This is a genomic window from Sulfitobacter sp. SH24 (assembly GCF_965641895.1).
Taxonomy (GTDB): Bacteria; Pseudomonadota; Alphaproteobacteria; order Rhodobacterales; family Rhodobacteraceae; genus Sulfitobacter; species Sulfitobacter dubius.
In genome coordinates this window covers 2,643,281-2,669,958 of the sequence record NZ_OZ282575.1, presented here as the reverse complement: position 1 = coordinate 2,669,958, position 26,678 = coordinate 2,643,281, and the positions used below count along the sequence as shown (strand labels likewise).

The following is a 26,678-nucleotide window of genomic DNA, read 5'->3' as shown; positions in this document are numbered from 1 at the left end:
CCACAACGGGAGGCATCTGAGGAGGACTACCAATGATCAACTTCAAATCTTTCGCCGCCGCCACCGCCACTGCCGCTCTGTTGGCAACCGGTGCCATGGCTGCCAACCCCGAAGTGGGTGGCGCGCCAATGTTTGAAAACAAAAACATCGTCGAGAACGCTGTGAACTCTGCCGATCACACCACGCTGGTCGCCGCTGTGAAAGCTGCCGGTCTGGTCGACACGCTGGCTTCCGAAGGCCCGTTCACCGTTTTCGCCCCGGTCAACTCCGCCTTTGACGCGCTGCCCGCTGGCACCGTCGAGACGCTGCTGAAGCCCGAAAACAAAGAGATGCTGACCAAAGTGCTGACAGCCCACGTTGTTGCAGGCAAATGGTCTGCCGCTGACATCGCCGCCAAAGCGCGCGCTTCCAGCGATGGCTTCTACCACTTTGAAGCGGTATCGGGCGACGCTTTGTCGGCTCAGGTAAAGGGCAAAAACGTCTATATCCTTGACGAAAACGGCAATGCATCGCGTGTAACTATCGCAGATGTGAACCAGTCCAACGGCGTGATCCACGTTGTAAACAGCGTGTTGGTTCCCAAATAATAGGCAACCTACACTGAGATGCCGGGCCAGTACCCCCATGCTGGCCCGGTGCGATCCCAACCCACCGCGAGGAGTAACACCATGAACAGACGTCATTTTCTGACATCGACCTTTCTGGGCGCCACAGCCATCGGGCTGGGCACACGCGGTGCATCGGCAGCCTATGTCGAGGGCGATTTTGAGATTACGCGCAGCGAGGCCGAATGGCGCGCCATGCTGAGCGATACCGAATATGCCGTGATGCGCGAAGGCGATACGGAGCGAGCCTTTACCAGCCCGCTCAACGATGAGACGCGTCCCGGCACCTTTATTTGCAAGGGCTGTGACCAGCCGCTTTATGACGCTGCGACCAAGTTCAAAAGCGGCACCGGCTGGCCGAGCTTTTACCAGCCGCTCGAAGATGCGGTCGAGACGATGCCGGACAACAGTTTCTTCATGCGCCGGACTGAGGTGCACTGCGACCGCTGTGGCAGCCACTTGGGCCACATCTTTGACGACGGGCCAGAGCCGACGGGCAAGCGGCATTGCCTCAATGGCGTCTCGCTGAAGTTCGTCGCGGCCTAATTACTACGGTATAGCCGACCTGACCGCGCGCCGTTTTCGGCGCGCGTTGCCGTTTTAAGTGCCGCGCGGTTTGGCGCGCAGGGTCGGGTCTGCCACCGTGGGGTCTTCGGGCCAAGGGTGGCGCGGATAGCGACCCCGCATGTCTTTGCGCACATCGGCATAGGAGCTGGCCCAGAACCCCGGAATGTCCATCGTGACCTGCACGGGGCGCTGAGCGGGGGAGAGAAGGGTGACCTGTAGCGGTTGCCCGCCCACGGTCGGATGCCGGGTCACGCCGAACATCTCTTGCAGGCGCAGCGAGATGCCGGGCAGCTCGCCGCTATAATCAATCGCCACACGCCGCCCCAGCGGGGTTTCGAAATGCGCAGGCGCGGCGCGGTCCAACTCTTGCTGCTGTTCCCATGTCAGCCGCGCTTTCAGCGCCGGGGTGATGTCAAACCCCTTCCAATCGCCGGTGCTGCGTACACCCGCGAGATGCGGTAGCAGCCAGTCATCAAGCGTTTCCATCAGATGCGCTTCGCTGAAATCGGGGAAAGGCGCGGACATCAGCCGCGCACGGGCCAGAAACAGCGTTGCGGCCTTGCCGGGTTTCAACCCCAACTGTCGCACACCGTCGAGCATCGCCACGGCCACGGCCTCGGCAGGGGCATCTGGCCATGTGCGGTCTTCCAGAACCAATGCGTCAAAGACCTCTTGTTGCCGGGTCAGCACGCGCCCCTCGCGGCGGGACCATGTGCAGACGTCCTGCCAGTGAATTTGATCGGCGAACGTGGCGCGTAATTCGGCATCCGTGATCAGCGCCGCCTGCCGGATCCGGGCCTCGCGTGGGTCGCCGTCCAGATCGGTCGCCACCAGCAGCCGTGCGCCCGCCATTGGGTCAGCCTCAGGCAGAACTGCGCCTTTACCACCCGACAGAACATAGCGCGGCGCATCGCCTTTGCGCCGCAGGCCAAGGCGGTCCGGATAGGCAAGGGCGGCGAGAACGCCCAAAGCGTCCGGCCCATCGGCTTTCGTCATCCGACCTAGCCGCTTGGCCTCGGCCTTGATCCGCGCCAACGTCGGGGCATGGGGCGCGGCGGCGGTGCGTTTCCCGGCCAGCGCATCCATCCGCAGCGACAGGTCCACCGGCGCACCGCGCATCGGGTCGCGCTCGGCCAAAAGAGCGGCGAGCAGCGGCGCACGCGGACCGCCGCGCGCGACCATATGCGCCAGACGCGGGTGCAGGGGCAACTTGGCCAATTTGCGGCCATGGTCGGTGATGCGGCCCGTATCGTCCAACGCACCGAGCATGCGCAAGACGGCCTGCGCTTCGGCCAAACGGCCCGCATGGGGCGGGGTGACAAAGCTTAATTCTTCGGCCTGCGCGCCCCATAGCGCCAGTTCCAGCGCAAAGCCGGTGAGGTCACCCGCCTCAATCTCCGCCGGGGGGAAGGCGGCCAGCGCCCCTTCCTCGCCGCGCGTCCAGAGTTTGTAGGCCACGCCCGCCTCAACCCGTCCGGCACGGCCCGCGCGTTGCGTGGCCTCGGCGCGGGTGACACGTTCGGTCACCAGCCGCGACATGCCCGAGGCGGGATCGAACAGCGCCCGGCGCGAGCGGCCAGCGTCGACGACGATGCGAATGCCTTCGATGGTGAGCGAGGTTTCGGCAATAGAGGTCGCCAGCACAACCTTTCGCCCCGACCGCACGGGCGCAATGGCGGCCTGCTGCGTCTTGAAGTCCAGCGCACCGAAGAGCGGGGCCAAGGTGCAGTCGCTTGGCAGAGTAGAGCGCAAAAGCGCTTCCACCCGCCTGATCTCGCCCTCCCCGGGAAGGAAGACCAGTGCCGAACCGGGGGCCTCCGCAAGCGCCCTGAGCGTCAGGTCGGCCACTGCATTCTCCAGCCGCTGCTTGCCCATCGGCTTGTCGAGCCAGCGCGGCACCACCTCAAAACTGCGGCCCTCGGAGGTGACGATGGGGGCCGCCATCAATGCAGCCACCGGGGCGGCATCGAGTGTGGCGGACATGGCGACGAGCAGCAGATCGTCCCGCAAGGCACCCGCGACTTCGAGGCAAAGCGCGAGGCCAAGATCGGCGTTGAGCGAGCGTTCGTGAAATTCGTCAAAGATCACCGCGCCGATGCCGGGCAGGTCGGGGTTGTCCTGCAACATGCGGGTCAGGATGCCTTCGGTGACGACTTCGATGCGGGTGTTTTTCGACACCGCCGAAGCGCCGCGCACGCGAAAACCGACCGTCTGGCCGGTCTCTTCGCCAAGGCTTTCGGCCATGCGCGCAGCGGCGGCGCGGGCGGCGAGGCGGCGCGGCTCCAGCATCAGGATGCGGCCTTGGGTCAGGCGAGCGTCGAGCATCGCAAGCGGCACCCGCGTCGTCTTGCCCGCGCCCGGCGGCGCTTGCAGCACGACGCGGCACGTGTCGCGCAGGGCTGAGATGACCTCAGGCAGAACGGCGTCGATGGGCAGGGCGAAATCAGCGTTGGACATAGCGCGGTTATCGGGCAAAGCCGCCGCCGCGCCAAGGGTGGGGATGGACAATTCCGCGCCGCCCCCGCAAAAGTTGGTGCATGAATATCGACGATCTGGCCAAGGGCATCATAGCAGGCGAGCGTCGCGCATTGGCGCGGGCGATCACGCTGGTGGAATCGGGCCGTGCGGATCACCGTGCGGCGGCGGCAGAATTGCTGGCAAAGCTGCCGACCGACCTTCAGGCGCTGCGCATCGGGCTCTCGGGCACGCCGGGGGTGGGGAAGTCCACCTTTATCGAAAGCTTTGGCATGATGCTGACCGCGCAGGGGATGCGCGTGGCGGTGCTGGCGGTGGACCCCAGTTCGGCGCGTTCGGGCGGGTCGATCTTGGGCGACAAGACGCGGATGGACCGGCTCAGCCGCGAGCCGCGCGCCTTTATCCGTCCTTCGCCCAGCCAGACCCATCTTGGCGGTGTCGCCCGCCGCTCGCGGGAGGCGGTGCGGCTATGTGAGGCGGCGGGTTTCGACGTGGTACTGATTGAGACCGTGGGTGTTGGCCAGTCCGAGACGGTGGTGGCCGAGATGTCGGACGCCTTTGTGTTGCTCTTGGCCCCGGCGGGCGGGGATGAATTACAGGGCGTCAAACGCGGCATCATGGAGATTGCCGATCTCATCGTCATCAACAAGGCCGATGGCGATCTGAAGTCCACCGCCGCGCGCACCCGGGCCGACTACGCCGGTGCCCTGCGCCTGCTGCGCAAACGCCCGCAAGACCCCGAAGGCTTTCCGCGCGCCACGGCGGTTTCGGCGATGGAGGAAGACGGGCTGGAGGAGACTTGGGCGGCCTTGCAGGAATTGACCGACTGGCGCCGCGCGCAGGGCTTTTGGGACCATACGCGGGCCGCGCAGGCGCGCTATTGGTTCGAGCAAGACGTGAAACAGAGGCTTTTGGCGCAGTTGGAGACACCACAGGCGAAGGACGATCTGGCACGGCTCAGTGACGCCGTGGCCGAGGGCGCGCGCGATCCGGCAGAGGCGGCGGCCGAGTTCGTGAGTGGCCTCCGGGCCGATTAGGACGGGCGGACAGGCTCCGGCACCGGGAAGATCACGTCGTAGACCCAGTTAAAGACGAAGGCGTAGATCAGGTAGAACAGCGCAAAGCTCACGTCGATCAGGAAAGCCTCCATCAGCGAAATACTTAGGTACCACGCGATAAAGGGCATCAGCACAAAAAGCAGGCCAATCTCAAAAATGACGGCATGGAGCACCCGGATCGGCACCGTCTTGCGCACCGTGCCGCGCAGGCGGCGCAGGGCGTGGTCGAACCCGAGGTTGTAAAGGTAGTTCCATCCCGTCGCGATGCTGGCGCTGACGATGGTGACAACGCCGATCTCATGCAATGGCTTGTCAAAAAGCCATGCGCCCATGGGCGTGACGATCAAAAGGGCGAGAACTTCAAAGCTGATGGCGTGGCGGATGCGGTCTGCAGTACTGCGCATGGGGTCGGTCCCGGTATTGGTCGGGTCGTCCCGAGTGTGTTCCCATATGGGGGAGGTCGTCCTCGCTTGGCTCCAATATGGCGATCGGAGCGCAGGGTGCAAGAGGGTCAGCGGCCCGCCTTGGGATGGGCGTTGTTATAGACTTCCATCAGCCGCGCGGTATCCACGGCAGTATAGGCCTGTGTGGTCGACAGCGACGCATGCCCCAGCAGTTCCTGAATCGCGCGCAGATCGCCGCCCGCGTCGAGCAGATGCGTGGCAAAGCTGTGGCGCATGGCGTGGGGCGTGGCGGTGGCGGGCAGCCCCAGTTGCATCCGCGCATCGGCCATGACCTGTGCCACGGCGCGCGCGCCCAAGGCGCCACCGCGAATGGCACGGAACAGCGGCGCATGTGGCTCTTGCGGGTAGGGGCAGAGGGCGAGGTAACCTTCGACGGCAGCGCGGGCGGCGGGCAAGACCGGTACGACCCGTTCCTTGCCGCCTTTGCCCATGATGCGCAGACTATTTGGCAGGGGCGCATCGCCGCCTTTAAGGGCGAGCGCCTCGGAAATCCGCAAGCCGCAGCCCCACAGCATCGTCAGCACAGCCACATCGCGCGCCGCGACCCATGGGGCGCGGGCTTGGGTTTCGACGCAATCGATCAGCGCGCGGGCGGCGTCTTCGGCCAGCGGGCGGGGGAGTTTCTTTTGGAACTTGGGGGAGCGCGCGAGCAGGACGGCAGTGGGCTCGAACCCCTCCCGCTCGGCCAGCCAACGGTAGAAGGCTTTTACCGCAGAAAGTTTGCGCGCGACCGAGCGCGAGCCGACACCGCCGCTGCGCGTGCTGGCCATCCACGCGCGCATGTCGCTAATGGTGATTTTCGCCAGCGCTCCCAGACCTTGGGTGTCGCCCTTGTGCAGCGTCATGAAGGTGAGAAACTCGGTCACATCGCCCCGATAGGCGATGATCGTATTCTCTGCTGCGTCCTTCAAGGCGCTCTGATGCGCCAGCCACGTCTGAAGCGCGTCCCGCGCGGCGGGGCTGATCAGCAGCGGATTTGCGTTCTCGCTCAAGACAGCCAGCGGCGCATGGTGCGTTCCAGCACGCCGGTAAAGAAGGTGAGCAGATCGGTGCCTTGCTGCGGGCCAAACATATGCGGGTCTTCGGCCCCCATGACCAAAAGACCGGGCAGGCGGCCTGTGCCGAAATCGAGTTTTAGGCAGGCCTCAGAACGGATCCAGCCCGCCTTGGTGCCATACAGCGCCTCAGAGCCGTCTTGAAGTGCGCGCAGGGTCACCTGACGCACCATGCCGCCGCGCCCTTGAGACAGATAGTCGTCGATAAAGCCCGGCTCGGCCACGGTCAGCACATCGCCCAAACGTTGTACTGCCGGATCATTGTCGTTCTGCACCGACTCAAGCACCAGTTTCACCGCATCAACGCGCAGGATGTCGGCCACTTCGCCGCCTAGATTGCGCAGAAAGGTTTCAAACTCCACCGGGTCCAGCATTTGCAGGATCGCGCGGTGGATCTGATTGGTTCCGGCAAGGTTTTCATAGGCCGCCGCGATAACGCTGCGGTGGGTATCTTCCAGCCGATCAAGCCGGGTTTCCAAACGCTCCATCGCGATGCCGCGCAGATCGACGATATTGCCGCCCATGGCCTTTTCATTGGCCGCAATCAGCGCCTGCATCACATCGCTGTCGTCAAGGATGACATCGGGCGCGGAGATGATCGCCTCACGCAGGGCGTCGTCAATTTTGGGGCTGCTGCTCATGGGCGTCTCTTTTTGATTTGCGGTGTCATAGCATGGTGGGGCGTCAAGATCTGCCCCCAATTGGTCACGGGTCTTGCCGCCTGCGGTCTTTGTTGCCGCCTTGCGTCAGGCCGGGATGTAGAGCGAAGCCCACGGGAACAAAAGCGGCGCGGGTGTGTTGGCCTCGGTCGACGCGCGGATTTCAGCCGCAAGGCACGCGCGCCTGATCGAAGCCCGCTGCATATCCCCGGATGTGGCGAAATGGCCCTTGCCGGGAGAGGAAATCTTACATGGAACATGTCTCTGTCGATCTTTGGGCCGCCAACCTTCAGGTCACGCCGGATTCGCTGCAAAGCTGGCTTGCCAGTGTGGAACTGCGTCTGCAACAGGCCGCCGCGCGCGAGGCGCAGCTTTTGGTGATGCCAGAGTTTTGCTGCGCACAATGGCTGAGCTTTGCCCCGGCGGACCTGCCCGCAGAGCAGCAACTGGGCTGGCTCGCGCAGACCGCCGCGCTGGCGCTTGACCCGATGCGCCGCATGGTCGAGCAAACAGGCGTCGCCCTGCTGCCCGGCACATTTCCTGTGGCCTTTCCATCGGTCGACGCGCCCGAGGGGTATCTTAATCAGGCGTGGTTCCTGACCCCGGATGGCGGAATGCAAGTGCAAAACAAACTGAGCCTGACGCCGCTGGAAGCCAATGGCGCCAGCGGTGTGACCATCGCAGGCACCGGGATCAACCTGTTCGATTGGAACGGGCTGCGCTGTGTTATCGCGATCTGCCTTGATGCGGAATATACCGCGCTTTGGTCGAAACTGGGGGAGTTGGACCTTGATCTGGTGATTATCCCCGCAAAGACTGACATGATCACTGGCTACAACCGTGTATTCAGCTGTGCACGGGCGCGGGCGATCGAATTGCAAACCGCAGTGTGCTGTGTCGGCGCAGTGGGCGCGCCGTTGACCCCGTGGCAAGAGGATACCGGCGTGGGCGGGGCGAGCGTCTATCTGCCCTGCGATGTTTCGGTGGCCTTGGACGGGATGCACGCGGCCTTGCCGCCCCAGACGGCGGCGGAGGGCATGGACGTGGTGTTGCAGGCTCCGGCGATTCCCGTGGGGCAGTGCCGTCGCATCCGCGCAGGCGCGGCCGAGGCCGAGGTGCGCCCCGGCCTGTGGTCGGGCGATCACCTGACAGTTGAAGGCAACGCCGCATAGGGCAAAGAAAAACCCCCTCCGCCAAGGGCGGAAGGGGTTGGATGTCTTGGCGCTCAGGCCGGATCAGAGGATGTTCTGACCGGTCTTTTTCCAATCGGCCATGAACTGCTCCAGACCTTTGTCGGTCAGCGGGTGCGAGGCCAGCTTCTTGATCACTTCTGGCGGCGCGGTCATCACATCGGCCCCGATGCGCGCAGCATCGAGCACGTGGTTCGGGCTGCGGATGGAGGCGGCAAGGATCTGCGTCTCAAACCCGTAGTTGTCATAGATGGTGCGGATGTCCTGAATCAGGTCCATGCCATCAAGGTTAATGTCGTCCAAACGGCCGATGAAGGGCGAGATGAAAGTCGCGCCAGCCTTTGCAGCCAGCAGCGCTTGGTTGCCCGAGAAGCAAAGCGTGACGTTTACCATACGGCCTTCGCCCGACAGAACCTTACAGGCTTTCAGCCCGTCCCATGTCAGCGGCAGCTTGATGGTGATGTTGTCGGCGATCTCCGCGAGCTTGCGGCCTTCGGCGATCATCGCGTCGGCTTCCAGCGCCACCACTTCGGCGGAGACAGGCCCGTCGACGAGGTCACAAATCTCTTTGGTGACCTCAAGGATGTTACGGCCTGATTTCAGGATCAGGGAGGGGTTGGTTGTCACGCCGTCGACCATGCCAAGGTCATTGAGTTCGGCAATGGCGTCGATCTCGGCGGTATCTACGAAGAATTTCATGGGCTTTCCTTCCGGGTTGGAATGTGATCGCTAACAGGTCTATTGCTTGCCTTGGCTTTACCGCATGATCTGCGATGCTTAAAGCCTCAATTCCCCCAAGCGACACGGAGCATGCGGCAGACATGGCTGAATTCTACCATCATGGCGAGTTGTTGTCGGTGATGACCACCCAGCCTTTGGGCCGCGCGCTGGACTATCGCGCGCCCGAAGGCGGCTGCCATGCGGGGGCGTTTGTCGAGGTGCCATTGGGCCCGCGCAAGGTGATGGGTGTGGTCTGGGGGCCGGGGGCCGGAGACTATGACATCAACAAGGTGCGCCATGTGATCCGCGTGCTGGACGCCCCGCCGATGCGCGATGAGATGCGCGAGTTTTTGCTGCGGTCCGCCGCCTATACGCTGACCCCGCTGCCCGCGATGCTGCGGCTGGCGACCCGCGCGCCGGGCTTGGGCGACCCGCCGTCGATGCGCAAGATTTACCGGGCGGGCGACGGCCTGCCGACCCGCATGACCGACGCGCGCCAGCGGGTCATGGCGGTGCTAGAGGAATACGGCGATCTGGCGTTTACCCTGAAGGAACTGTCGGAGATGGCCGGCGTGACCTCTTCGGTGGTCAAAGGCTTGGTCGATCAGGGTGCCGTGCGCGAAGAGGAAAGCCCCCGCGATCTGCCGTTCCGGCGGCTTGATCCGTCACTGCCCGGCAAGGCGCTCACCGAGGATCAAGCGACAGCGGCGGCGGTGCTGCGCGAGGGGATCAAGGCAGAGACCTATGGCACGACTCTGCTGCGCGGGGTTACCGGATCGGGCAAGACCGAGGTTTATCTCGAAGCTGTGGCGGCGGCGATTGAGGCCGGGCGGCAGGCATTGGTGCTGCTGCCTGAGATCGCCCTGACCGAACAGTTCTTGGACCGCGTTGAGGAGCGCTTTGGCGCCAAGCCCGCCGAGTGGCATTCCGGCGTCACCATGACCGAGCGCCGCCGCATCTGGCGCATGGTGGGCGAGGGCAATGCGCAACTGGTGATCGGCGCGCGCTCGGCGCTGTTCCTGCCGTTCCAGAACCTCGGGCTCATCGTTGTCGATGAGGAGCATGACACCTCCTACAAGCAGGAAGACGGTGTCCTGTATAACGCCCGCGACATGGCCGTGCTGCGGGCCTCGATCTGCGGCGCGCAAGTGGTGCTGGCCAGTGCCACGCCCAGCCTTGAGACTTGGGCCAATGCCGAGGCAGGCAAATATCGGCGGCTGGAATTGACCTCGCGCTTTGGCCCGGCGGTGATGCCGCAGATGGGCGCGATTGACATGCGACAGGCGGGGCTGCCCGGCGACAAGTGGATCTCGGCCGAGATGAAACGCGAGGTCGATACGCGGCTGGAGCGGGGCGAGCAGGCGATGCTGTTTATCAACCGTCGCGGCTATGCGCCGATTACGCTTTGTCGTGCCTGTGGCGAGCAGATTGGCTGTGATCAATGTGACGCGCGGATGGTGGAGCATCGGTTTCTCAAGCGCCTCGTCTGCCACCAGTGCGGTGAGACCAAGCCGATGCCCGAAGCCTGTCCGTCTTGTCAGGTCGAAGGCAAGCTTGCGCCCATCGGCCCTGGGGTGGAGCGGTTGGGCGAGGAGGCCACGGCGCTCTGGCCCGAGGCGCGGATCGCGACCTTGAGTTCGGATATGTACGGCTCGGCGCGGGCGCTCAAGGCCGAGATCGCGGGAATTGCCGAAGGGGCGGCGGATATCATCATCGGCACGCAACTGGTCGCCAAGGGACACAACTTTCCAAAGCTGACGCTGGTGGGGGTGATTGATGCTGATCTCGGCCTCACCGGGTCGGATCTGCGCGCGGCGGAGCGGACGTTTCAACTGATGCGGCAGGTGGCAGGGCGTGCGGGGCGGGCCGAAGCGCCGGGGGCGGCGCTTTTGCAGACCTATCAGCCCGAGCATCCGGTGATCCGGGCGATCTTGGCGGGTGAGGAAGAGAAATTCTGGGCCGCCGAGGCAGGCGAGCGGCGGCAGGCCGGGGTGCCGCCTTACGGGCGTATGGCAGGGATCATCCTCAGCGGCAGCGATGCGGCGGCGGTGTTTGATCTGGGCAACCATCTGGCGCGGCATGACGGGCCGTTGCGGGCGGTGGGGGCGCAGGTTTTTGGCCCCGCGCCCGCGCCGATCGCCCGGGTGCGCGGGCGGCATCGGGTGCGATTGTTGGTCAAGGCGGATAAGAGTGTCGCCTTGCAAGAGGCGCTGAGCCGTTGGGTCGGATCGGTGCGGCTGAAAGGCGATTTGCGGCTGGCGGTGGATATTGATCCGCAGAGTTTTTACTGAGGCTGGCTGGCACGACGTCTGCCGGTAACACAACAGCCCGGAATCAAGGCCGAAGGCCGCCGGACAGCGCCAGACCGGCCCCTGGCCTGGCGCTTTTGCAATCGGAGTGGCGGCTTGCGTATGTGCCACATGAGCTGCTGCAATAAACTGCCCAGCTGAGAGATCATATGCGCCAGCCCCCGGTCTGGCACTGCCCGGCTCTTCGTTTGCCTTTTCTCTCGCCATTCCCGCATGGCGGGCGTAATAAATCCGCATGACCCGCTATATCACCCTCGAAGAAGCCAAAGGCCTGCCGTTCTGGCGCCGCCCCGTGGCTCTGCTGTTCCTCATGGCGCTGGCCATGCCCATCGCCTTCAACACATGGTCGGCGCTGCTAAACAACTTCGTCATCGAAGTTGCAGACTTCGACGGGTCCGACATTGGCCTGCTGCACACGGTTCGCGAAATCCCCGGCTTTCTGGCGATCGGCGTGATCGCCATTTTACTGTTCGTGCGTGAACAAGTGCTGGGATTGGTGTCGCTGACCCTTCTGGGGGCAGCCACGGCGATCACCGCCTATTTCCCCTCCATGGGCGGCATCCTGACGATCACCATGCTCAGCTCGATCGGTTTTCACTACTACGAGACGGTGAACCAGTCGCTGCAACTTCAGTGGCTCAAGATCGAAGACGCCCCGCGCATGATCGGTTGGCTTATGGCGGCTGGATCACTGGCGACGCTGGTGGCCTACCTGGCGATCATGGCGCTGTGGGAGACGCTGAACCTCAGCTATAACATCGTCTATATGATTGGCGGCGGGGTGACCGTGCTGGTCGCAATCATCGCCATGCTGGCCTATCCGCAGTTCGAAGCCCCCACGGTGCAGAACAAAAAGATGATCCTGCGCAAGCGCTACTGGCTCTATTACGCGCTGCAATTCATGTCAGGCGCGCGGCGGCAGATTTTCGTGGTCTTCGCAGGCTTCATGATGGTCGAACGCTTCGGTTTTGACGTGCATGAGATCACCATGCTCTACCTCATCAACCTTGTCGCCAATATGCTGTTCGCCCCGCTGATGGGCCGCGCGGTGGGTCATTTCGGCGAACGCCGGACGCTGACGGTCGAATATGTCGGGCTGATCCTCGTCTTCCTTGCCTACGGCGGCGTCTATTACCTCGGCTGGGGCGTGGTGATCGCGGCCACGCTTTATGTGCTGGATCACATGTTCTTTGCCCTCGCATTGGCGCTAAAGACCTATTTCCAAAAGATCGCAGACCCCGCAGATATCGCACCCACGGCGGCGGTGGCCTTTACAATCAACCACATCGCGGCGGTGTTCTTGCCGGTCGGGCTGGGCCTGCTCTGGCTCGTCTCGCCTGCGGCGGTGTTCTTCCTTGCCGCGGGGATGGCAGCGGTCTCGCTGATGCTGTCGCTGCTGATCCCGCGCCACCCGGCACCGGGGAATGAGACGATCTTTCAACGTGCCGTGCCCCAAGCCGCCGAGTAGCGCGCGAAAACCAGCATGGCTTGACCCGAGGCGCGCACAGCCCTAGGCGAAGCGCAACCGCACCGTAGCAAAGGACCGCGCCATGCCGACTTTCACCGCCCTCACTACCCTTACGGGCCGCGACCCCGCCTATGCCTTGGGCGAGGCGATGGAGCGGCTGACACCCGAACCCACCGGCGTTGGCGTTTTTGAAATGGAAGACGGCTCGGGCCTCTGGGAAGTCGGCGGTTATTTCGAGGAGAAGCCGGACGCCGCCGCACTGGCGGTGCTGGCCAAGGCGATGGGCGCGAAAGATTTCAGCGTCTCCGAACTGCCGGAAACAGATTGGGTCGCCCATGTGCGCCGTGAATTGGCCCCGGTCGAAGCGGGGCGTTTTTTCGTCTACGGCAGCCATGACGCTGACAAGGTGCCCGACGATTGCGAACCGCTGCTCATTGAGGCTGCGATGGCCTTCGGCACCGGACACCACGGCACAACGCTGGGCTGCCTGCGTGCGTTGGACCGTCTGGCGGGCGAGGGGTTCCATGGCAAGAAGGTGGCCGACATCGGCTGCGGAACCGCGGTGCTGGCCATGGCCGCCGCGCAGATCTGGCCAGAGCCGGTATTGGCCAGTGACATCGACGAAGTCGCCGTTGAAGTGGCACAGGCCAATGTTGATGCCAACAACCTATCCGGCCGCGTGACCTGCGTCGAGGCCGCAGGCTTTGACCACCCGCAATTGGCCGAGGCTGCGCCCTTTGATCTGGTCTTTGCCAATATCCTCAAAGGGCCGCTGGTCGCCTTGGCACCTGATATGGCCGAAGCGTTGCAGCCTGCGGGCTATGCGATTCTCTCCGGTATCCTGAATGAGCAGGCTGACGAGGTGATCGACGTTTATGCACGATCCGGCATCAATCTGGTGCATCGTGAGAGTATTGGTGACTGGACGACATTAACGCTGCAAACTAACGCATAATTCACGCCTCATTTTCGTTGCATTTGGCCTTCTTGCCCCTTTGTTGCCACAATTTGTCTTTATTCAAATTGGCAGCAAACGGTGGGGGCCGAATTGCTACGGAGGCTGTGATGGCTGAAGGACACGCTCAATTCGCGAAACGTATTGAACTTCTGGGGCGCAAGCATCGGAAGATGCAACACGGATATGTCACCCGCGTCGGGCGCGACGGGTTGATTACCGTTTTGCCAAAGCGGGGCAAACGGGGCTTCCCGATGAGGGGGCTTTACCTGATCGTTCTGGTATTTTTCGGCTTCAAAGCCTTCACCCTCGCCGCGATCGGCCCGGTGACCTATAACGAACGCCTGTCGCGGCTGGCCAATGGTTCACACCTAGAGCAGATTGGTGCCAAGATGATGGCCATCGATCCCGTAACAGAGGCTTTGGCAGGGCTGACCGGCCCGATGATGCGCTAAGCACAGCGCCCTATTTCTGAAATAGAAAAAGCCGTAGCGGGTATATCCGGCTACGGCTTTTGCATTCGGGCAGGGCGCTGCGTCGCGGGGCGCGCGTGCGGCAATCAGCGTACGAAATGGTTTTGCGCCACAAGGTCGATATCGCCGCGGATCAGGCCAATATCCTGCAACTCAAGATCGGTTAGATCCGACAGCGCCTTGCGGGTGGCGCGGCTGTCCTGCCACGCTTCGACTGCTGCAAAGAACGCGCCGAAAAAGCTGAAAATACGAGAGACGGCCGATGTAGAGCCGTAAGCGGTGCGGGTGGTGTCGAAAGCTGCCATGGTGCCGTCCTATGTCTGATCGTCGGTTGCGTCCTGGGCGGCGCACCGAAAGGCGCCATGTTCAAAACGGGATTTTTGGCAATTATGCCCGAATACAGGATCGCGCAATCCCTCAAAAACGACATGGAGGTCTGCATTTTTTGCATGGGTCAAAATTGGCTCTAACCCTTTGCCTATAAGTGATAAATCTCTTTTAGGGGGTGTCGGTTTTGTATCACGAACAGGCGCAATTCGACGCTGCGGTTCAAATGCGACAGCGCGGGTGTCGCAAAGCGCTTGCGACGCATCAGGGCTTTGCGATGTTCGCGTTTCGTGCTAGTGCACCAAAAAAGCAACAAATTTATCGAGGGCAGAGATGATACGGGTGATCGGCATAGATCCGGGGCTGCGCAATTTGGGGTGGGGGGTCATCGACGTCTCTGGCAGCCGAATCGCGCATGTCGCCAATGGCATCTGCCACTCCGAAGGTGACGACCTTGCGGCGCGGCTGCTTTCCTTGCACGGGCAGTTAACGCGGGTGCTGGCCACCTACCGCCCCGGTGCCGCAGCGGTTGAGCAGACCTTTGTAAACAAAGACGGGGCTGGCACACTGAAACTGGGGCAGGCGCGGGGCATTGCGATGTTGGTGCCTGCGCAGTTTGGCCTCGCGGTGGGTGAATATGCGCCCAATAAGGTCAAGAAAACCGTCGTCGGTGTTGGCCACGCGGATAAAGGACAGGTGGCGCATATGGTGCGGATGCAGATGCCGGGGATCGAGATTGCGGGGCCGGATGCGGCGGACGCGCTTGCCATCGCCATTTGCCACGCGCATCACGGCGGGGCCAGCACGCTGGCGCAGGCCGTGGCGAGGGCACAGGCATGATTGGTAAGCTTTCCGGCCGTATCGATTACCGTGCTGCCGATCATATTTTGATCGACGTACGCGGCGTTGGATACCTCGTTTATGTCTCTGACCGCACCATGGCCGCACTGCCGGGCGTGGGTGAGGTTGTGGCGCTTTATACCGATCTGGTGGTGCGCGAAGACCTGATGCAACTGTTTGGTTTTCAGACGCTGGTGGAGAAGGAATGGCACCGTTTGCTGACCTCGGTTCAGGGGGTCGGGGCCAAGGCGTCTCTGGCGATCCTTGGCACGCTCGGGCCAGATGGCGTGAGCCGTGCGATTGCATTGGGTGACTGGAATGCGGTCAAGGCCGCTAAGGGCATCGGCCCCAAAATCGCGCAGCGTGTGGTGCTTGATCTCAAGGACAAGGCCCCCGGCGTCATGGCGATGACCGGCACCGTGGCCGACGCTCTGGGCGAGGCGCAGGCCGCCGCCGATGAGACCGTGATCGAAGCCGCGACCCCACGCCCCGCGCCAAAAGCCGCCGCGCCGAATGCTTCGGCCCAGTCCGAGGCGCTTTCGGCGCTTGGCAACCTTGGCTACGGTCCCGGTGACGCGGCGGGCGCTGTGGCGCAGGCAGCGGGCGAGATGTCTGAGGCGGACACGCCGACGCTGATCCGCGCGGCGCTCAAGCTGTTGGCGCCCAAGGGGTGACGCCCCCTCTGGCAGAACCCTACGCCCTGCGCCATAACGAGGCCCTATGACCGACATTGACCCCACCGTGCGGCCCGAGCCGATGCCCGAAGACTTCGACCGCGCCCTGCGGCCGCAGATGCTGGCGGAATTTGTCGGGCAGGCAGAGGCGCGGGCGAACCTTGCCGTCTTCATCCAATCCGCCCGCCAGCGCGGTGAAGCGATGGATCACACGCTGTTTCACGGGCCTCCGGGTCTGGGCAAAACCACACTGGCGCAGATCATGGCGCGGGAGTTGGGTGTGGGCTTTCGCATGACCTCAGGGCCCGTGCTGGCCAAGGCGGGCGATCTGGCGGCGATCCTGACCAACCTCGAAGCCCGCGACGTGTTGTTTATCGACGAAATCCACCGTCTGAATCCGGCGGTGGAGGAGGTGCTTTACCCTGCATTGGAGGATTTCGAGCTTGATCTGGTGATCGGTGAAGGCCCCGCCGCGCGCACCGTACGGATCGAGTTGCAGCCCTTCACGCTCGTGGGGGCCACCACCCGCATGGGCCTGCTGACCACCCCGCTGCGTGACCGTTTCGGCATCCCGACGCGGCTGCAATTCTATACCGAGGATGAGCTCTACATCATCGTTGACCGCAACGCCCGCAAACTGGGTGCGCCCGCTGATGAGGGCGGTGCGCGCGAGATCGCCAAACGTGCACGCGGCACACCACGCATCGCGGGCCGCCTGCTGCGGCGCGTGGTGGATTTTGCGGTGGTCGAAGGCGATGGCCGCGTGACCCGTGATTTGGCTGACATGGCCCTGACCCGGCTTGGGGTCGATCATCTGGGCCTTGATGGCGCTGACCGCCGTTACCTCAAGCTGATCGCGGAGAACTATCAGGGCGGTCCGGTGGGGATCGAAACCCTCTCCGCCGCGCTGTCGGAAAGCCGTGACGCACTGGAGGAGGTGATCGAGCCGTTCCTGTTGCAGCAAGGGCTGATCCAGCGTACCCCGCGCGGCAGAATGTTAGCGGCCAAGGCCTGGACCCACCTCGGCATGGCCGCGCCCAAGGGGCAGAACGACCTTTTTGGCTGACGCCCCGGAGCGAAGGTAAGACAGATGACGATGACCGCAGAGCAGATCGAAACCCTTTTCACTCGCCGCGATGGGCAGTTTGCCTTTGCCCGCTGGGGCCGCCCCATCGCGCCGGTGGCCTTTGGGATCGAGGAAGACGCGCTGCCGGTGGTGAAGGGCGCGTTGGAGGCCGTAGTGAAGCTCGCAGGCCACGAAATGGCCGAGACCGACACCGAGTTGGGCAGCAACCTGATGATGTTCTTCTTCGCGGATTGGGCGGAGTTGCTAGACGTGCCGGGCATGGACGGGCTAGTGCCGGATCTCGCAGGGCAGGTCGAGCGCTTGCAGGCGGCGGGGGCGAACCAATACCGCTTCTTCCGCTTTGAGGAGAACGGCGCGATCAAGGCGGCTTTCGTGTTCCTGCGCATGGACGAGAGCCTGCAAGAGATGTCCGCGCAAGTCTTGGCGCTGAGCCAAGCGGTGCAGGTCATCCTGCTCTGGTCCGAGGGCGCCTTTCAAGAGCAATCTCCGCTGGCACTGGCAGATGAAGCACTGGTGCTGCGGCCCGAGATCGCGGATGTAATCCGCGCCGCCTATGACCCGATCATGCCGCCCGCCGCCCATGACCCCAGCCACGCGCTGCGCCTTGCGGCACGGGTACAGGTCGCGTCATGAGCCATACCTTCCCGGTCCGCATTTTCTATGAAGACACCGACATGGCGGGCGTCGTCTATTACGCCAACTACCTGCGCTATATCGAACGGGCGCGGTCGGATATCGTCGAACAGATCGGTCTCGACCAACGGGCCATGCGCGACGAAGGGCTGGTCTTTGTCGTCACGCGAGTTGAGGCAGACTACATCGGCGCTGCGCGGTTCGGGGATCGGCTGGAGGTGCAGACCACCCATCAGGCCGTAGGGCCGGTGCGGTGGGTGTTCGATCAAGACGTGCTGCGCGACGGCAAGGTCATCTTTCGCGCCAAAGTCACCGCCGTTTGCATGACCACCGCCGGAAAACCCACCCGTTTGCCAGCGAAACTCCGCCTGTCAGACGGCGATCCAGCAGCGTGATACCATAATTCTGGCAATCTCTGTTGCAGTTCGTTAGCTTTGCTCCAAATAGAGGCCGGAAAATAGGGCCCAGAGGCAGAATGCCCCAAAGGGGCGGCAGTAAAAGAGCATAGTTAAATGGAAGCAGAGACGCTGGCATTGGCACAGGGGATTGATTTCTCCCTGTGGGGTCTGTTCGCGAAGGCGACAGTCACGGTCAAACTTGTAATGATCATGCTGATCGGGGCCTCTTTCTGGTCTTGGTCGATCATCGTTCAAAAGACCATCCAGTACCGCAAAGCCCGCGCCGAGGCGGCGCAGTTCGATCAGGCGTTCTGGTCAGGAGAGCCGCTAGACGGGCTCTTTGACACCATCGGCGCTGACCCGGATGGACCCTCAGAAAAAATCTTCGCCGCTGGCATGTCGGAATGGCGCCGCTCGCACCGCGAAGATGGCGCGCTGATCCCCGGCGCCACCGCACGGATTGACCGCTCCATGGATGTGGCAATTTCCAAAGAGGCCGAACGCCTGCAAAAGGGCCTGCCGGTGCTGGCGACCGTGGGCTCCACCGCGCCCTTCGTCGGCCTGTTCGGGACGGTTTTCGGCATCATGAACTCGTTCATCGAGATTGCGGCCCAGCAGAACACCAACCTCGCCGTCGTCGCCCCCGGTATTGCCGAGGCGCTTTTAGCAACGGGCATCGGCCTTCTCGCCGCGATCCCGGCGGTTGTGTTCTATAACAAGCTCAGTGCCGACAGTGACCGCATCCTTGGCAATTACGAGGCCTTCTCGGACGAATTCGCCACCATCCTCAGCCGCCAGTTGGACAGCTAAGCCATGGGCGCAGGTGTCATGAAAAAACAGGGCGGCAAGGGGCGGCGTCGCGGTCGCGCGCAGCCGATGGCCGAGATCAACGTCACGCCCTTCGTCGACGTGATGCTGGTGCTATTGATCATCTTCATGGTCGCGGCTCCGCTCTTGACCGTTGGCGTGCCGGTGGAACTGCCCAAAACCGCCGCCACGGCCCTGCCGTCCGAGCAGGAAGAGCCGTTGACCGTCACCCTGACCGCCGAGGGGGCGGTGCAGATCCAAACCACCGAGACGCCCCGCGACCAACTCATTACCAAACTGCGGGCGATTGCCTCAGAACGGGCCAGCGACCGGGTGTTCCTGCGCGCGGATGGCAAAGTGTCTTATGCGCAGGTCATGGAAGTCATGGGCGCGCTCAACGCAGGCGGCTTTTCCAACATCGGTCTGGTGACCGACATCGGTGGCCCGGCGTTGGACGGCAGCGACACGTCGGGTGGCTGAGCCGTGCATACCGGGCATTACATATCAGGTGCCGGGCATCTGGGTCTTATTGGTTGGCTTCTCTTTGGTGGGATGTTCACCCCCGAGCCTGACCCCGTTGAGATGACCGAAGTCTCCGTGATCTCTGGCGCTGAATATGACGCGCTGGTGGCCGCGCAGCAGCCGCCGTCTTCGTCTACCGAAGTGGCGCAGCCAGCTCCGCCAGAAGTGAGCGAGCAAACCCCCGAGGTAACAGCAGAGCCCGATACCCAGATAGAACAACCCGAGCCGGTGCAGACCGAAACCCCGCCCGAGGACCTCCCCCCCGAGGTGACGGAGTTGGAGTTGCCACCGCAGACCCAAGTGGATGACACGCCGCCCGAAATGAACGAGCCGGTGGGTGATACCGCCGTGCTGGTGCCTGAGATCGCGCCAGAGGCCCGCCCGCGCGAAGCGCCGCGTGTGGCCCCAGAACCGGTTGAGCAGCCCGACCCCGAACTGCGCCCCGATCTGGATGAGCAACCCGCCGTAGCACCAGATGCGGAGGCCGAAGCCGAAACCGTCGTGGAAGAGCCGCAGGAAGCCCAAACGCCCGAGGACAGCACGACCGAGATCGTGACCGAAGCCGATAAAGCTCCGGCTGCCTCCGCGCGCCCACCCGGCCGCCGTCCAACACCGCCGCCCCCGGCACCTGTCGAAGTGGCCGAAGCACCGGAAGAACCGGCTGAAACGCCGGCGCCTGAGCCTACACCTGCACCAACGCCAGAGCCTGATCCAACACCTGAACCCGCTGAGGAGCCAGCGACCTCAAGCTCGACCGAGGACGCCATCGCCGATGCGCTGAGCGAAGTCTTGGGGCAGCCCGAGGCAACCGCGTCCGCGCCAAGCGGCCCGCCGCTGTCCTCGGGTGAGCGCGAATCTCTGCGCGTGGCGGTCTCTGCCTGCTGGAACATCGGCGCACTCTCGACAGAGGCGTCGCGCACGACGGTCGTGGTGGGCATGCAGATGAACACCGACGGCACGCCAGTGGCCAGTTCGATCCGCTTGCTGAGTTCAAGCGGCGGCAGCGACACCGCTGCGCGACAAGCCTTTGAAGCCGCAAAACGTGCGGTCATTCGTTGCGGCAGCAGTGGTTACAAACTGCCGCAGGAAAAATACAGTCAATGGCAAGACATCGAGATGACATTCGACCCAATGAGGAGCCGATAACATGCTGACTAGACTTCTGGGACTACTGGCGCTCTGCGCCATGGCGGCCACGCTCGCGCTGGCCCCCAACCAGTCGCACGCCCAACCGCTGCGCATCGTAATCGACGATCCCACAATCGAACCCTTGCCCTTTGCCGTGCCTAGCTTTCAGCCGGAGAGCGGCGAAGCAGGGCAGATGGCCGTCGACCTAGCACGTGTGGTGTCCGAAGACCTGACCGGCACAGGCCTTTTCCGTGAGATCCCAGCTAGCGCCTATATCTCGACTGTCAGCGATTTTAACGCACCAGTGGAATATGCCGATTGGAAAGCGATCAACGCCCAAGCGCTGATCACCGGGGCGGTCAATGTCAGCGGCAACAGCGTCAACGTAAAATTCCGCGTCTATGATGTCTTTTCCGGTGAAGAACTGCTTGATGGAAATGGGCAGGGCGGTCTGCAATTTTCCGGCACCGTCGATGGCTGGCGGCGCATGGCGCATAAGGTGGCCGATGCGGTCTACAGCCGGATCACCGGCGAAGGCGGCTATTTCGACAGCCGCGTCGTCTATGTCTCGGAGACCGGTCCCAAGGACGACCGCCAAAAGCGGCTTGCGATCATGGATTACGACGGGGCGAACCTGAAGTACCTGACCGAATCCGGCTCTATCGTATTGGCGCCGCGCTTTTCGCCTGACGGCAATCGGGTGCTATATACCAGCTATGAGAGCGGTTTTCCGCGCATCTATGTGCTTGATATCGGGTCGGTGCAGCGCCGTGCCTTGGAAAGCGCCGAGGGCAGCATGGCTTTCGCGCCGCGCTTCTCGCCCAGCGGTCAGACGGTTGTCTATTCGCTGAGCCAAGGCGGCAATACCGACATCTTCTCGATGGATATCAACAGCGGCCAATCGGTGCGCCTGACCAACACCCCCGCGATTGAGACCGCGCCCAGCTTCTCTCCCGATGGCAGTAAAATCGTCTTTGAGAGCGACCGCTCCGGCAGTCCGCAGCTTTACGTCATGCCCGCCACCGGCGGAGAGGCGACGCGGATTTCCTTTGGCGAAGGGCGTTATGGCACGCCCGTCTGGTCGCCGCGTGGGGATTTGGTGGCTTTCACCAAGCAGAATAAAGGCCGTTTCCACATCGGCGTGATGCGTCTTGATGGCTCCGAAGAGCGTCTGTTGACCGCCTCTTTCCTTGATGAGGGTCCGACTTGGGCCCCCAATGGCCGGGTGATCATGTTCGCCCGTGAAACCCAAGGGGCAGGCGGGTCGTCCTCGCTCTATTCCGTCGATATTTCGGGGCGCAACCTCAAGCCGGTGCGCACACCTGAAGGCGGGTCTGACCCATCGTGGTCTCCATTGCAGAAGTAACGTTTACCACACCTCCCAAACGGGCGCGGGCAATTCCAATGATGCCGCGCCTGTGTTAACACCAGCAACAACAACGCCACCACAGAGAAGGCAGACCCCGATGAAACGCATTTTGACCAGCACGCTTTTGATTTCCGCATTGGCCGTGTCGGCCTGTACTAACCCCGACCGTTTTGGTGCCGATGGCATGGGCGGCGCCGGGGCGAATGCAGGCGCAGGCGTCAATTCTGGCGTAGTGCCGGGCAGCGCGAATGATCCGACCTCGACCGCCTACTTTCAGCAGGCCGTGGGTGATCGGGTGCTGTTCCTTGTCGACCAATCGTCGCTGACGGATGTGGGCCGCGCCACTCTTGATGGGCAGGTTGCTTGGTTGCAGACCAATACAGATTATCAGGCCGTGATCGAAGGTCACGCTGATGAGCAGGGCACCCGTGAGTACAACATCGCGCTTGGCGGTCGTCGTGCCAATGCGGTGCGCGAATATATGATCTCGCGCGGGATCGCGGCTTCGCGTCTCAAGACCATCAGCTACGGCAAAGAGCGCCCGATCGAGATCTGCTCGGAAGAGGCCTGCTATGCCAAGAACCGCCGCGCGGTGACCGTGCTGGCAGGCGGCGCGCTGACCAGCTGATCACGGCTCCCGTGACGCAATGACTCATCCAAGGAGGCCGATGTGCTGAAGCGATATATCTTCGTGGCGGTAATGGGGCTGATGACATCCCCTGCCGCGCTCATGGCGCAGGACAACGATCAAACGCTGGCGGACATCCGCCAGCAGTTGACCGTGCTGAGCGTCGAGGTGCAAAAGCTGCGCCGCGAGTTGTCCACCACGGGCGGCGGCTCGGTCGAGACGGGCGGCAACTCTGTGCTGGAACGTGTCGGCACGATGGAAAGCGAATTGCAGCGCCTGACATCGAAAACCGAGGAGATGGAGAACCGTATCAACCGGGTCGTTTCCGATGGTACGAACCGGATCGGTGATCTGGAATATCGTCTGGTTGAGCTTGAAGGCGGCGATCTGGGCGCACTTGGTGAGACATCCACACTGGGTGGCGGCGAAGCGCCCGCCGTGGCAGCGCCCGGAACGGACCCGGCCCGCGAAGTGGTCGAGGTGGCCCCCGGTAGCGGTGGCGCGGACACTTCCGGCGGTATCATCACCCCCATCAACGAAGCAGAGCTTGCGGTCAGCGAAAAGACCGATTTCGAGCGGGCGCAGGGGGCGCTCGCATCCGGTGACTTTCGCAGCGCCGCGGATCTCTTTGCGACCTTCAATCAGACCTATCCCGGTGGTCCGCTAGCCGCCGAATCCGAATTGCGCCGCGGCGAGGCGCTGACCGGGCTGGGTGACAACCGCGAAGCGGCCCGTGCCTATCTGGCGGCCTTCAGCACCGATCCCGAAGGGCCAGTGGCCCCGCAATCGCTGTTTGAATTGGGCCGTGCACTTGGCGTTTTGGAGCAGACCCAAGAAGCCTGCGTGACCCTATCCGAGGTCGCGGTGCGCTTTCCCAATGCGCCGCAGGTGTCCCAAGCCGAAGCGCAGCGTCAGACGCTGGGTTGCTCTTAAATTGCAATGACTGCCCCTGCCGCTTTGGCTGATGCAGCATTGGCCGAGGGGCTACTGACAGGGCTGGGCGGCGCGCTGCCGCCCCGCCTTGGCGTTGCCGTTTCGGGTGGGGGCGATTCCATGGCGTTGCTTTCCCTTCTGCACGGGCTCTGCAAGGTTGCGGGCACACATCTCGAAGTTGTGACAGTCGATCATGGACTGCGACCCGAAGCAGCGGCAGAGGCAGATCTTGTCGCCCGCTGCGCGGGCGATTTGGGGCTGCACCACGAGACGTTGCAATGGCGCGGGTGGGACGGGCAGGGCAATCTGCAAAACGCCGCGCGTCACGCGCGCTATGCGCTGATGGCCGATTGGGCGGCGCGGCGTGATTTGCCCTGCATTGCCCTTGGCCATACGGCGGATGATCAGGCCGAGACTGTCTTGATGCGATTGGCCCGCCGGGCGGGCGTGGATGGGCTAGCCGCGATGGCCCCGCAAAGCCAGCGGCAGGGTGTCACATGGCTGCGACCCCTGCTGTCTGCCCGGCGCGAGGCTTTGCGCGATTATCTGCGTCGCGCGGGGCTTGAATGGGTTGATGACCCCAGCAACGATGACCCGCGTTATACACGCATTCAGACCCGCCAAACCCTAGCTGCCCTCGCCCCACTCGGCCTTGATGTTGAAACGCTGGCTGAGGTGGCAAGCAACATGGCCCGCGCCCGTGACGCACTCGACCAGCACGCCGACCACGCCGCTGGCAATATTCTGCGCATGGAGGCGGGGGCCTGGGTGATCAGGGCCGATGCATTTTTCGCCGAGCCGGAAGAAATCCGCCGTCGTTTGATGATCCGCGCGCTTGGGCAGATTAGTGGCGGTGCCTATCCTCCGCGTCGCGGGCCGGTGGCGGCGCTGATTGCTGGGCTGGCAAACGGGCAGGGCGCGACTCTGGATGGGTGCCAAACCCTGCTCCGGCGCGGTGAAATCTGGGTGTTTCGCGAATATAACGCGGTACGCAATCTTCATGTGCCTGCGGATCATCTGTGGGACGGGCGCTGGCGCGCGGTGCCGCCAACGGTGTTTCCGCAGGGGGCCGAGTTGCGGGCATTGGGGCCAGAGGGTCTTGCATATTGTCCTGATTGGCGCAGCTTCGGGCGGCCCCGTGCGATGCTTTTGTCGACCCCGGCGGTCTGGCAGGGGGGGCGGCTGCTTGCAGCACCCCTTGCTGGTCTGGACGAGAAATGGCATGTGCTGCTGGAACGCGATGCCGGTTGGCTTAAAACCACGCCATTATCGCATTGAACATGAGCGCATCATGTCTATCTTAGTGTGGTGGTTGCCCGGACGGGCGCCCCTTGGGCCGCAGGACTTGCCTGCGGTCGTGTGAATTTAGGAGAATTCCCTTGGGAAATGTTCGTAACCTCGCTTTCTGGGTTGTCCTGATGTTGCTGGTCTTGGCGCTGTTCAACCTGTTCAGTGGGTCCAGTGGATCGTTACAAAATAACGAGGTCAGCTATTCCGAGTTTGTCACTTCTGTAGAACAGGGTGATGTCCGTAATGTGACATTGGATGGCGAGCAGGTTCGGTTCCGTAAAGCGGACGGGGCCGATTATCTGACGATCAAACCCGAGGATGCAGAGCTGACACAGCTGTTGATCAACAGCGACATCCCCGTAAAAGCGCGTCCGCAGCAACAATCTGGCTTTCAGACATTCCTGATGTCGCTTCTGCCTATCGCTTTGCTGATCGGTGTGTGGATTTACTTCATGAACCGGATGCAGGGTGGCGGCAAAGGTGGCGCCATGGGCTTTGGTAAATCCAAAGCCAAGATGCTGACCGAGAAGCAAGGCCGCGTGACTTTTGACGATGTTGCAGGCATTGATGAAGCCAAGGAAGAGCTTGAAGAGATCGTCGAGTTCCTGCGCAACCCACAGAAGTTCTCCCGCCTTGGCGGCAAGATCCCGAAAGGCGCGCTGCTTGTGGGCCCTCCGGGTACTGGTAAAACGCTGCTGGCCCGTGCGATTGCGGGCGAGGCGGGCGTGCCGTTCTTCACCATCTCCGGCTCCGACTTTGTTGAGATGTTCGTGGGTGTGGGTGCGAGCCGCGTGCGCGACATGTTCGAACAAGCCAAGAAAAACGCCCCCTGTATCGTCTTTATCGACGAGATTGACGCCGTGGGTCGCCACCGTGGCGCAGGCTATGGCGGTGGCAACGACGAGCGTGAGCAAACCCTGAACCAGCTTCTGGTCGAGATGGACGGTTTTGAGAGCAACGAAGGTGTCATCATTCTCGCCGCGACCAACCGCCGCGACGTGCTCGACCCCGCACTGCTGCGTCCGGGCCGTTTCGACCGTCAGGTCACCGTGCCGAACCCCGACATCAAAGGTCGCGAGAAGATCCTGTCGGTTCACGCCCGCAAGACCCCGCTGGGCCCGGACGTCGACCTGCGCATCATTGCACGCGGCACGCCGGGCTTCTCGGGCGCGGATTTGGCGAACCTCGTGAATGAGGCTGCGCTCATGGCCGCCCGTGTCGGTCGCCGTTTCGTCACCATGGTCGATTTCGAACAGGCCAAGGACAAGGTGATGATGGGGCCAGAGCGCCGCTCGATGGTGATGACCGCCGAGCAGAAGGAGATGACCGCCTATCACGAAGCCGGTCACGCGCTGGTCGGCATGACGTTGCCCAAGTGTGACCCGGTCTACAAGGCCACGATCATCCCGCGTGGCGGTGCGCTTGGCATGGTGATGAGCCTGCCTGAAATTGACCGCCTGAACATGTTCAAGGACGAATGCCACCAGCGTCTGGCCATGGCCATGGCGGGCAAGGCGGCTGAAATCCACAAATATGGCCCCGATTCCGTGTCCAACGGCCCGGCGGGCGACATCCAGCAGGCCAGCGCTCTGGCCCGTGCGATGGTGCTGCAATGGGGCATGTCGGATAAGGTCGGCAACATCGACTATTCCGAAGCGGCTCAGGGCTATCAGGGCAATACGGGTGGTTTCTCAGTCTCGGCTAATACCAAGGAATTGGTTGAGAAAGAGGTCCAGAAATTCATCCAAGACGGCTATGACCGCGCGATGACGATCATTACCGAGAAAGAAGTCGAGTTTGAGCGTCTGGCCCAAGGTCTGCTGGAATATGAAACCCTGACCGGGGATGAGATCAAACGTGTCATGGAGGGCCTGCCGCCTGCGGAAGATTCCGACGACGACAACTCCGACGCGGGCAGTGCGCCCAGCGTCACCGCGATCCCAAAGGCAAAGGGCAAGAAGACCCCGCCGAAGGATGGCGGAATGGAGCCTGAACCCTCGGTCTGATCTGACCCTTCTTAAGAAGTTTCAAAGACCCCGCTTCG

27 protein-coding genes are annotated in these 26,678 nt (G+C 62.8%); 21 read left to right on the top strand and 6 right to left on the bottom strand.

All coding sequences use genetic code 11. From position 1 onward, the window contains the following. The first annotated feature begins 32 nt into the window (after positions 1-32). Positions 33-587, top strand: coding sequence for a fasciclin domain-containing protein (locus tag ACSQ16_RS15725; protein ID WP_093926928.1), 555 nt, complete (start codon positions 33-35; stop codon positions 585-587). Positions 588-668: 81 nt separating this feature from the next. After that, a complete protein-coding gene (msrB, locus tag ACSQ16_RS15720; protein ID WP_093926927.1) occupies positions 669-1,151 on the top strand; it encodes a peptide-methionine (R)-S-oxide reductase MsrB in 483 nt (160 codons plus the stop codon). A gap of 54 nt (positions 1,152-1,205) precedes the next feature. Here the strand turns inward: msrB and hrpB are convergent, their stop codons facing one another. Continuing rightward, positions 1,206-3,629, bottom strand: a complete 2,424-nt coding sequence (gene hrpB / locus ACSQ16_RS15715) for an ATP-dependent helicase HrpB (protein WP_243263126.1) — start codon at positions 3,627-3,629, stop codon at positions 1,206-1,208. 80 nt (positions 3,630-3,709) lie between these two features. Here hrpB and meaB point away from each other — a divergent pair, with 80 nt between their 5' ends. Next, a complete protein-coding gene (gene meaB / locus ACSQ16_RS15710) occupies positions 3,710-4,684 on the top strand; it encodes a methylmalonyl Co-A mutase-associated GTPase MeaB (RefSeq protein ID WP_243262430.1) in 975 nt (324 codons plus the stop codon). Here the strand turns inward: meaB and ACSQ16_RS15705 are convergent. The 3 genes from ACSQ16_RS15705 to ACSQ16_RS15695 all read right to left on the bottom strand — a co-directional run bounded on the left by ACSQ16_RS15705 (position 4,681) and on the right by ACSQ16_RS15695 (position 6,865). Beyond that, the gene (locus tag ACSQ16_RS15705; RefSeq protein WP_243262431.1) at positions 4,681-5,109 is read right to left on the bottom strand and encodes a PACE efflux transporter; all 429 of its coding nucleotides are present in this window, start codon (positions 5,107-5,109) and stop codon (positions 4,681-4,683) included. The genes meaB and ACSQ16_RS15705 overlap by 4 nt on opposite strands. A gap of 107 nt (positions 5,110-5,216) precedes the next feature. Further along, positions 5,217-6,161, bottom strand: a complete 945-nt coding sequence (locus ACSQ16_RS15700; RefSeq protein WP_243262432.1) for a tyrosine recombinase XerC — start codon at positions 6,159-6,161, stop codon at positions 5,217-5,219. Further along, positions 6,158-6,865, bottom strand: a complete 708-nt coding sequence (locus tag ACSQ16_RS15695; protein WP_243262433.1) for a DUF484 family protein — start codon at positions 6,863-6,865, stop codon at positions 6,158-6,160. The genes ACSQ16_RS15700 and ACSQ16_RS15695 overlap by 4 nt, the downstream gene beginning before the upstream one ends. Before the next feature lie 269 nt (positions 6,866-7,134). Here ACSQ16_RS15695 and ACSQ16_RS15690 point away from each other — a divergent pair, with 269 nt between their 5' ends. Next, positions 7,135-8,055 carry a nitrilase-related carbon-nitrogen hydrolase gene (locus tag ACSQ16_RS15690; RefSeq protein ID WP_243262434.1) on the top strand — a complete coding sequence of 307 codons (921 nt, stop codon included), beginning with the start codon at positions 7,135-7,137 and terminating at the stop codon, positions 8,053-8,055. A 63-nt stretch (positions 8,056-8,118) separates the two neighbouring features. Here the strand turns inward: ACSQ16_RS15690 and fsa are convergent, their stop codons facing one another. Beyond that, positions 8,119-8,772 carry a fructose-6-phosphate aldolase gene (gene fsa / locus ACSQ16_RS15685; protein ID WP_007119104.1) on the bottom strand — a complete coding sequence of 218 codons (654 nt, stop codon included), beginning with the start codon at positions 8,770-8,772 and terminating at the stop codon, positions 8,119-8,121. Between the two features lie 122 nt (positions 8,773-8,894). Between fsa and ACSQ16_RS15680 the strand changes: the two genes are divergently transcribed. From ACSQ16_RS15680 to ACSQ16_RS15665, 4 genes are all read left to right on the top strand, one after another. After that, positions 8,895-11,084, top strand: a complete 2,190-nt coding sequence (locus ACSQ16_RS15680; RefSeq protein ID WP_243262435.1) for a primosomal protein N' — start codon at positions 8,895-8,897, stop codon at positions 11,082-11,084. Between the two features lie 253 nt (positions 11,085-11,337). Beyond that, positions 11,338-12,570, top strand: a complete 1,233-nt coding sequence (locus tag ACSQ16_RS15675) for an MFS transporter (protein WP_243262436.1) — start codon at positions 11,338-11,340, stop codon at positions 12,568-12,570. An 82-nt stretch (positions 12,571-12,652) separates the two neighbouring features. Next, positions 12,653-13,525 carry a 50S ribosomal protein L11 methyltransferase gene (locus ACSQ16_RS15670; RefSeq protein ID WP_243262437.1) on the top strand — a complete coding sequence of 291 codons (873 nt, stop codon included), beginning with the start codon at positions 12,653-12,655 and terminating at the stop codon, positions 13,523-13,525. A gap of 110 nt (positions 13,526-13,635) precedes the next feature. Then, entirely contained in the window at positions 13,636-13,980 is a 345-nt protein-coding gene (locus tag ACSQ16_RS15665) for a hypothetical protein (protein WP_243262438.1), read from the top strand. 104 nt (positions 13,981-14,084) lie between these two features. On the opposite strand, the gene ACSQ16_RS15660 is transcribed toward ACSQ16_RS15665, so the two are convergent. Next, on the bottom strand, positions 14,085-14,303 hold the full coding sequence (locus ACSQ16_RS15660) for a DUF1127 domain-containing protein (protein WP_243262439.1): 219 nt from the start codon (positions 14,301-14,303) through the stop codon (positions 14,085-14,087). A gap of 355 nt (positions 14,304-14,658) precedes the next feature. On the opposite strand from ACSQ16_RS15660, the gene ruvC reads away from it, so the two are divergent. From ruvC to ftsH, 13 genes are all read left to right on the top strand, one after another. Next, entirely contained in the window at positions 14,659-15,165 is a 507-nt protein-coding gene (gene ruvC / locus ACSQ16_RS15655) for a crossover junction endodeoxyribonuclease RuvC (protein ID WP_093926918.1), read from the top strand. Beyond that, complete coding sequence (gene ruvA / locus ACSQ16_RS15650) at positions 15,162-15,839, top strand: Holliday junction branch migration protein RuvA (RefSeq protein ID WP_243262440.1); 678 nt, start codon at positions 15,162-15,164, stop codon at positions 15,837-15,839. Before ruvC ends, ruvA begins: the two co-directional genes overlap by 4 nt. Before the next feature lie 46 nt (positions 15,840-15,885). After that, on the top strand, positions 15,886-16,905 hold the full coding sequence (gene ruvB / locus ACSQ16_RS15645; protein WP_243262441.1) for a Holliday junction branch migration DNA helicase RuvB: 1,020 nt from the start codon (positions 15,886-15,888) through the stop codon (positions 16,903-16,905). Positions 16,906-16,935: 30 nt separating this feature from the next. Continuing rightward, on the top strand, positions 16,936-17,559 hold the full coding sequence (locus tag ACSQ16_RS15640; RefSeq protein WP_243263127.1) for a hypothetical protein: 624 nt from the start codon (positions 16,936-16,938) through the stop codon (positions 17,557-17,559). Further along, positions 17,556-17,954: a YbgC/FadM family acyl-CoA thioesterase gene (locus tag ACSQ16_RS15635; RefSeq protein ID WP_243262442.1), complete on the top strand. Its 399-nt coding sequence runs from the start codon at positions 17,556-17,558 to the stop codon at positions 17,952-17,954. The genes ACSQ16_RS15640 and ACSQ16_RS15635 overlap by 4 nt, the downstream gene beginning before the upstream one ends. A gap of 117 nt (positions 17,955-18,071) precedes the next feature. Next, positions 18,072-18,767 carry a protein TolQ gene (tolQ, locus tag ACSQ16_RS15630; RefSeq protein WP_067942529.1) on the top strand — a complete coding sequence of 232 codons (696 nt, stop codon included), beginning with the start codon at positions 18,072-18,074 and terminating at the stop codon, positions 18,765-18,767. Between the two features lie 3 nt (positions 18,768-18,770). Beyond that, on the top strand, positions 18,771-19,244 hold the full coding sequence (gene tolR, locus ACSQ16_RS15625; RefSeq protein ID WP_093926914.1) for a protein TolR: 474 nt from the start codon (positions 18,771-18,773) through the stop codon (positions 19,242-19,244). Between the two features lie 3 nt (positions 19,245-19,247). After that, positions 19,248-20,432, top strand: coding sequence for an energy transducer TonB (locus tag ACSQ16_RS15620; RefSeq protein ID WP_243262443.1), 1,185 nt, complete (start codon positions 19,248-19,250; stop codon positions 20,430-20,432). Positions 20,433-20,472: 40 nt separating this feature from the next. Further along, complete coding sequence (gene tolB, locus ACSQ16_RS15615) at positions 20,473-21,780, top strand: Tol-Pal system beta propeller repeat protein TolB (protein WP_243263128.1); 1,308 nt, start codon at positions 20,473-20,475, stop codon at positions 21,778-21,780. Between the two features lie 100 nt (positions 21,781-21,880). Then, positions 21,881-22,411, top strand: a complete 531-nt coding sequence (pal, locus tag ACSQ16_RS15610; protein WP_243262444.1) for a peptidoglycan-associated lipoprotein Pal — start codon at positions 21,881-21,883, stop codon at positions 22,409-22,411. A gap of 72 nt (positions 22,412-22,483) precedes the next feature. Further along, positions 22,484-23,344, top strand: coding sequence for a tol-pal system protein YbgF (gene ybgF / locus ACSQ16_RS15605; RefSeq protein ID WP_243263130.1), 861 nt, complete (start codon positions 22,484-22,486; stop codon positions 23,342-23,344). Positions 23,345-23,350: 6 nt separating this feature from the next. Next, positions 23,351-24,622 (top strand): tRNA lysidine(34) synthetase TilS, encoded by a 1,272-nt coding sequence (tilS, locus tag ACSQ16_RS15600; protein ID WP_243262445.1) that lies wholly within the window; start codon positions 23,351-23,353, stop codon positions 24,620-24,622. Positions 24,623-24,723: 101 nt separating this feature from the next. After that, on the top strand, positions 24,724-26,640 hold the full coding sequence (ftsH, locus tag ACSQ16_RS15595; protein WP_276521391.1) for an ATP-dependent zinc metalloprotease FtsH: 1,917 nt from the start codon (positions 24,724-24,726) through the stop codon (positions 26,638-26,640). The last annotated feature ends 38 nt before the right edge of the window (positions 26,641-26,678 follow it).

Excerpts from the sequence above, each read along its gene's own strand:
- ruvA (WP_243262440.1), top strand. The coding sequence starts at position 15,162 with ATGATTGGTAAGCTTTCCGGCCGTATCGATTACCGTGCTGCCGATCAT.
- ACSQ16_RS15640 (WP_243263127.1), top strand. The coding sequence starts at position 16,936 with ATGACCGCAGAGCAGATCGAAACCCTTTTCACTCGCCGCGATGGGCAG.
- ACSQ16_RS15680 (WP_243262435.1), top strand. The coding sequence starts at position 8,895 with ATGGCTGAATTCTACCATCATGGCGAGTTGTTGTCGGTGATGACCACC.
- msrB (WP_093926927.1), top strand. The coding sequence starts at position 669 with ATGAACAGACGTCATTTTCTGACATCGACCTTTCTGGGCGCCACAGCC.
- ACSQ16_RS15705 (WP_243262431.1), bottom strand. The coding sequence starts at position 5,109 with ATGCGCAGTACTGCAGACCGCATCCGCCACGCCATCAGCTTTGAAGTT.
- meaB (WP_243262430.1), top strand. The coding sequence starts at position 3,710 with ATGAATATCGACGATCTGGCCAAGGGCATCATAGCAGGCGAGCGTCGC.
- fsa (WP_007119104.1), bottom strand. The coding sequence starts at position 8,772 with ATGAAATTCTTCGTAGATACCGCCGAGATCGACGCCATTGCCGAACTC.
- hrpB (WP_243263126.1), bottom strand. The coding sequence starts at position 3,629 with ATGTCCAACGCTGATTTCGCCCTGCCCATCGACGCCGTTCTGCCTGAG.
- ACSQ16_RS15690 (WP_243262434.1), top strand. The coding sequence starts at position 7,135 with ATGGAACATGTCTCTGTCGATCTTTGGGCCGCCAACCTTCAGGTCACG.
- ACSQ16_RS15660 (WP_243262439.1), bottom strand. The coding sequence starts at position 14,303 with ATGGCAGCTTTCGACACCACCCGCACCGCTTACGGCTCTACATCGGCC.
- tolR (WP_093926914.1), top strand. The coding sequence starts at position 18,771 with ATGGGCGCAGGTGTCATGAAAAAACAGGGCGGCAAGGGGCGGCGTCGC.
- tolB (WP_243263128.1), top strand. The coding sequence starts at position 20,473 with ATGGCGGCCACGCTCGCGCTGGCCCCCAACCAGTCGCACGCCCAACCG.
- ruvC (WP_093926918.1), top strand. The coding sequence starts at position 14,659 with ATGATACGGGTGATCGGCATAGATCCGGGGCTGCGCAATTTGGGGTGG.
- ACSQ16_RS15665 (WP_243262438.1), top strand. The coding sequence starts at position 13,636 with ATGGCTGAAGGACACGCTCAATTCGCGAAACGTATTGAACTTCTGGGG.
- ybgF (WP_243263130.1), top strand. The coding sequence starts at position 22,484 with ATGGGGCTGATGACATCCCCTGCCGCGCTCATGGCGCAGGACAACGAT.
- tolQ (WP_067942529.1), top strand. The coding sequence starts at position 18,072 with ATGGAAGCAGAGACGCTGGCATTGGCACAGGGGATTGATTTCTCCCTG.
- ACSQ16_RS15635 (WP_243262442.1), top strand. The coding sequence starts at position 17,556 with ATGAGCCATACCTTCCCGGTCCGCATTTTCTATGAAGACACCGACATG.
- pal (WP_243262444.1), top strand. The coding sequence starts at position 21,881 with ATGAAACGCATTTTGACCAGCACGCTTTTGATTTCCGCATTGGCCGTG.
- ACSQ16_RS15675 (WP_243262436.1), top strand. The coding sequence starts at position 11,338 with ATGACCCGCTATATCACCCTCGAAGAAGCCAAAGGCCTGCCGTTCTGG.
- tilS (WP_243262445.1), top strand. The coding sequence starts at position 23,351 with ATGACTGCCCCTGCCGCTTTGGCTGATGCAGCATTGGCCGAGGGGCTA.
- ruvB (WP_243262441.1), top strand. The coding sequence starts at position 15,886 with ATGACCGACATTGACCCCACCGTGCGGCCCGAGCCGATGCCCGAAGAC.
- ACSQ16_RS15670 (WP_243262437.1), top strand. The coding sequence starts at position 12,653 with ATGCCGACTTTCACCGCCCTCACTACCCTTACGGGCCGCGACCCCGCC.
- ACSQ16_RS15725 (WP_093926928.1), top strand. The coding sequence starts at position 33 with ATGATCAACTTCAAATCTTTCGCCGCCGCCACCGCCACTGCCGCTCTG.
- ACSQ16_RS15695 (WP_243262433.1), bottom strand. The coding sequence starts at position 6,865 with ATGAGCAGCAGCCCCAAAATTGACGACGCCCTGCGTGAGGCGATCATC.